The 4,226-nt window shown below is 71.0% G+C and carries 5 protein-coding genes; all 5 read right to left on the bottom strand.

What is annotated here, in order from left to right; all coding sequences use genetic code 11:
* The coding region (locus VF825_RS17935; RefSeq protein WP_414695892.1) for a TerC family protein at positions 1 to 332 on the bottom strand (332 nt) is incomplete at its 3' end.
* 206 nt (positions 333 to 538) lie between these two features.
* Positions 539 to 871 carry a DUF3817 domain-containing protein gene (locus VF825_RS17930; RefSeq protein WP_331115913.1) on the bottom strand — a complete coding sequence of 111 codons (333 nt, stop codon included), beginning with the start codon at positions 869 to 871 and terminating at the stop codon, positions 539 to 541.
* A gap of 91 nt (positions 872 to 962) precedes the next feature.
* Positions 963 to 1,358, bottom strand: a complete 396-nt coding sequence (locus VF825_RS17925; RefSeq protein WP_331115911.1) for an MmcQ/YjbR family DNA-binding protein — start codon at positions 1,356 to 1,358, stop codon at positions 963 to 965.
* Positions 1,358 to 1,786, bottom strand: coding sequence for a VOC family protein (locus VF825_RS17920; protein WP_331115909.1), 429 nt, complete (start codon positions 1,784 to 1,786; stop codon positions 1,358 to 1,360). Before VF825_RS17920 ends, VF825_RS17925 begins: the two co-directional genes overlap by 1 nt.
* Positions 1,787 to 1,879: 93 nt before the next feature.
* Positions 1,880 to 3,991 carry an excinuclease ABC subunit UvrB gene (gene uvrB / locus VF825_RS17915; RefSeq protein ID WP_331115907.1) on the bottom strand — a complete coding sequence of 704 codons (2,112 nt, stop codon included), beginning with the start codon at positions 3,989 to 3,991 and terminating at the stop codon, positions 1,880 to 1,882.
* Positions 3,992 to 4,226 lie beyond the last annotated feature (235 nt).

The raw sequence follows: 4,226 nt of genomic DNA, 5'->3' as shown, positions 1-4,226 counted from the left end.
GCGATGACGATGCCCACCAGTAGCGCGGTCTGCTGCAGCTTCTCGGGCACGCCGAACCTGGCCATGATGATGAGGAAGACGAACAGGTTGTCGACGCTGAGGGAGTACTCCGTGAGCCACCCGGCGTAGTACTGCGCCGCGTAGTCGGCACCGCTGAACCACCACACGCCCAGGCCGAACGCGACGGCGAGCCCGACGAAGAAGGCCAGGTGCCGCCCGGCCTCGGCCATCGACGGGACGTGGGGGCGCCGTCCGATGACGAAGACGTCGACGGCGAGGAACACGGTGGTGGCGCCGATCGTGGCGAACCAGACCCAGGTGGGGACGTTCATGGGCAACCCTCCGGACACGATGACGTGGCCGGAGGTCTCTCCCACCCGCCGAAGCGGACCGGCTCCCCGGGACCGCGGCCGTCAGACCGGGTCCGTGATGACGAGGACACCGCGCGGGGATACTCCCCTCCGAATGCGGGACCAGTCTCCCACCGAGGCGGCCCTACCCCCAAATCGCCACAGGGGCCGCGGCCGGGGCGGTGCTCTCAGGCGGTATGCCGCGTGCCTGCCCCCGCAGGCACGCCCAGGAGGCCGCGCTGGTCGGCCCAGCGCTCGAAGACCAGGGTCGCGAAGGGCGGGAACGCGGCCACGACCGCCAGCAGGCACGTGCGGGTGTCCCAGGCGAAGCGCCTGCCGGCGACGAGCACCGCGACCAGGTAGAGCAGGAAGATGGTGCCGTGGACCGGGCCGAAGACGTGGACCCCCGCCTGGCTGCCGTGCAGCACCCACTTGACGAACATCCCGGCCAGCAGGCCCAGCCACGACACCGCCTCGGCGGTGGCGACGACACGGAACAGCGGGCGGGGATTGCGGGTCATGCGGGGTCCATCCGGGTGATCGGGCAGGCGGAGCGGTCAGCCTAGATGGTCCCGAGCACGCCCCCGTCGGCGGGCCGGGCCCCTGGCCCGGTCAGGCCTGCGCCGTCGAGCCCGGCCCCTCGCCGCCGGACACGGGTCGTCGGCTGCGCGGCAGCCGGGACACCACGTCGTCGTAGGAGGCGTCGACCGCCTCGAGCACCTCCTCGTCGGGCACCGAGCCGCCGACGGTGAAGGTGTTCCAGCCGTAGCGACCGATGTAGGCCGCGACACCCACCTCACCGGGGTAGCGTTCGCGCCACTCCCGCGCCGCCTCGGCGTCCCGTCCGCACTTCAGACCCACTCCCCCCGCCGTGCCGTCCGGCGCCGGTGACCCGAGGAAGGCGAAGATCTTGTCCGCCACCTTGGCGACGAGGTCGCCTTCCCACGGCTCGTCCAGCCAGGCCCCGGGCTTGGCCAGGCAGTGCGCGACGAGGTCGGCGTGGCGCATCACTGCAGGCAGAACTCGTTGCCGTCGGGGTCCTGCATGACGATCCAGAACTCGCCGCGCTCCTGCGCCACCAGCTGCACCGTGGCCCCCAGACCGGTGGCCCGGTCGGCCTCGGCGTTGACCCTGGCCGTGCGCTCCTCCCCCTCCAGCCCCGCGCCGACGTTGACGTCGAGGTGGACGCGGTTCTTGGCGACCTTGGCCTCGGGCACCTTCTGGAAGAACAGCCGCGGCCCGGCACCGTCGGGGTCGACCACGGCGTAGAAGCCGTCACGCTGGTCCTCGGGGAACCCGACGGCGTCGAGCGCCTCCTCCCACGTGGCGTAGCCCGGCGGGGGCGGCTGCTCCACGTAGCCGAGCAGCTCGGCCCAGAAGGCCCCCAGCCGCGCCGGGTCACTCGCATCGAACGTCACCTGCAGGCCCACGGCCATGGTCACTCCCCTCCCCGACGACGGCACCGTGCCGTCGCCCTGTGCTGCCCCGCAGCCCGGCCTCGGCCACCGGTGTGTGGCCGACGACGCGGGCTACCTGGTGGCGGCAGTCATCTGCCGCAGCTCCTTCTTGAGGTCGCCGATCTCGTCACGGAGCCGGGCGGCCAGCTCGAAGTGCAGGTCGCTGGCGGCCTGGTGCATCTGGGCGGTGAGCTCCTGGATGAGGTTGGCCAGGTCGCCGGCCGGCAGGTCTGCCCGGCTGCCGCCGGAGAGCCCCACGTCGGCGGCGAGCGCTCCCCGGCCCCCGGCCCCGCCGCGGCCCTTGCCACGGGACTGCGACCGGCCGCTGCCCAGCAGCGCCTCGGTGTCGGCGTCCTCACGCTCGAGCATGTCGGTGATGTCGGCGATCCTCTTGCGCAGCGGCTGCGGGTCGACGCCGTTCGCGCGGTTGTAGGCGATCTGCTTCTCGCGCCGGCGGTTGGTCTCGTCGATGGCCTCCTCCATGGAGGGGGTCATCTTGTCGGCGTACATGTGCACCTGGCCGGAGACGTTGCGGGCCGCGCGGCCGATGGTCTGGATCAGGCTGCGGGCCGAGCGCAGGAAGCCCTCCTTGTCGGCGTCGAGGATGCTCACCAGGGAGACCTCGGGCAGGTCCAGGCCCTCACGCAGCAGGTTGATGCCCACGAGCACGTCGAACTCGCCCAGGCGCAGCTCGCGCAGCAGCTCGACCCGGCGCAGCGTGTCGACCTCGGAGTGCAGGTAGCGCACCCGCACGCCCTTCTCGAGCAGGTAGTCGGTGAGGTCCTCGGCCATCTTCTTGGTCAGCGTGGTGACCAGGACGCGCTCGTCCTTGTCGGTGCGCTCGCGGATCTCGTGCAGCAGGTCGTCGATCTGGCCCTTGGTCGGCTTGAGGACGACCTCGGGGTCGACCAGCCCGGTGGGACGGATGATCTGCTCGACCACGCCGTCGCTCTTGGCCAGCTCGTACTGTCCCGGGGTCGCCGAGAGGTAGACCGTCTGCCCGATCCGCTCGAGGAACTCCTCCCAGCGCAGCGGCCGGTTGTCCATCGCGCTGGGCAGCCGGAACCCGTGGTCGACCAGGGTGCGCTTGCGGGACATGTCGCCTTCGTACATCGCGCCGATCTGCGGCACGGTCACGTGCGACTCGTCGATGACGAGCAGGAAGTCCTCGGGGAAGTAGTCCAGCAGGCAGTTGGGGGCCGACCCGCGCGGCCGGCCGTCGATGTGCAGGCTGTAGTTCTCGATGCCCGAGCACGAGCCCACCTGGCGCATCATCTCGATGTCATAGGTGGTGCGCATGCGCAGCCGCTGGGCCTCCAGCAGCTTGCCCTGCTTCTCGAAGGCCGCGAGCTGCTCCTCGAGCTCGAGCTCGATGCCCCGGATGGCCCGCTCCATGCGCTCGGGACCGGCGACGTAGTGCGTGGCCGGGAAGACGTACATCTCCTGCTCCTCGCGCACGATCTCGCCGGTGAGCGGGTGCAGGGTGTAGATCCGCTCGATCTCGTCACCGAAGAACTCGATGCGGATCGCGAGCTCCTCGTAGACCGGGATGATCTCGACCGTGTCGCCGCGCACCCGGAAGGTGCCGCGGGTGAACGCGAGGTCGTTGCGGGTGTACTGCATCTCGACGAACTTGCGCAGCAGCTGGTCGCGCTCGACCTCCTGGCCGACCTTGAGCCGGGCCATGCGGTCGACGTACTCCTGCGGCGTGCCCAGGCCGTAGATGCAGGACACCGACGCGACCACGATGACGTCCCGGCGGGTCAGCAGCGAGTTGGTCGCACTGTGGCGCAGCCGCTCGACCTCGTCGTTGATCGAGGAGTCCTTCTCGATGTAGGTGTCCGTCTGCGGGACGTAGGCCTCGGGCTGGTAGTAGTCGTAGTAGGAGACGAAGTACTCCACCGCGTTGTGCGGCAGCAGCTCGCGGAACTCGTTGGCCAGCTGGGCGGCCAGCGTCTTGTTGGGCGCCATGACCAGCGTGGGCCGCTGGACCTGCTCGATCAGCCAGGCCGTCGTGGCGGACTTGCCGGTGCCGGTGGCGCCGAGGAGCACGACGTCCTGCTCGCCGGCGTTGATCCGCCGGGCCAGGTCCGCGATCGCCTTGGGCTGGTCACCCGCAGGCTGGAACTCGGACTCGACGCGAAAGGGCGCCACGGTGCGCTGGAGGTCGGTGGTGGGCCGCATGCTCACACCGTAGACGCCTCCGCCGACAGGCCGGTATGCCGCGACACCCGTCCCCGGGAGCGCAGCGGAGGTCTGCGTCGTTGGGAGTGCATGAGAGCGCGCGCACCCGGGAGGCGCCGGGCCGCCGGACCGTGGTCGGCCACGTCCCTGGCGGCCCTGCTGCTGCTCGGACTGGTCGCCGCGTGCGACCCGGCCACGCCCTCGCCACACGCCGAGAGCGGCGGCACCACCGCCC

Origin of the sequence: Oryzihumus sp., from assembly GCF_036391795.1 — a bacterium.
Taxonomy (GTDB): Bacteria; Actinomycetota; Actinomycetes; order Actinomycetales; family Dermatophilaceae; genus Oryzihumus.
This window is presented reverse-complemented; position numbering and strand designations above follow the sequence as displayed.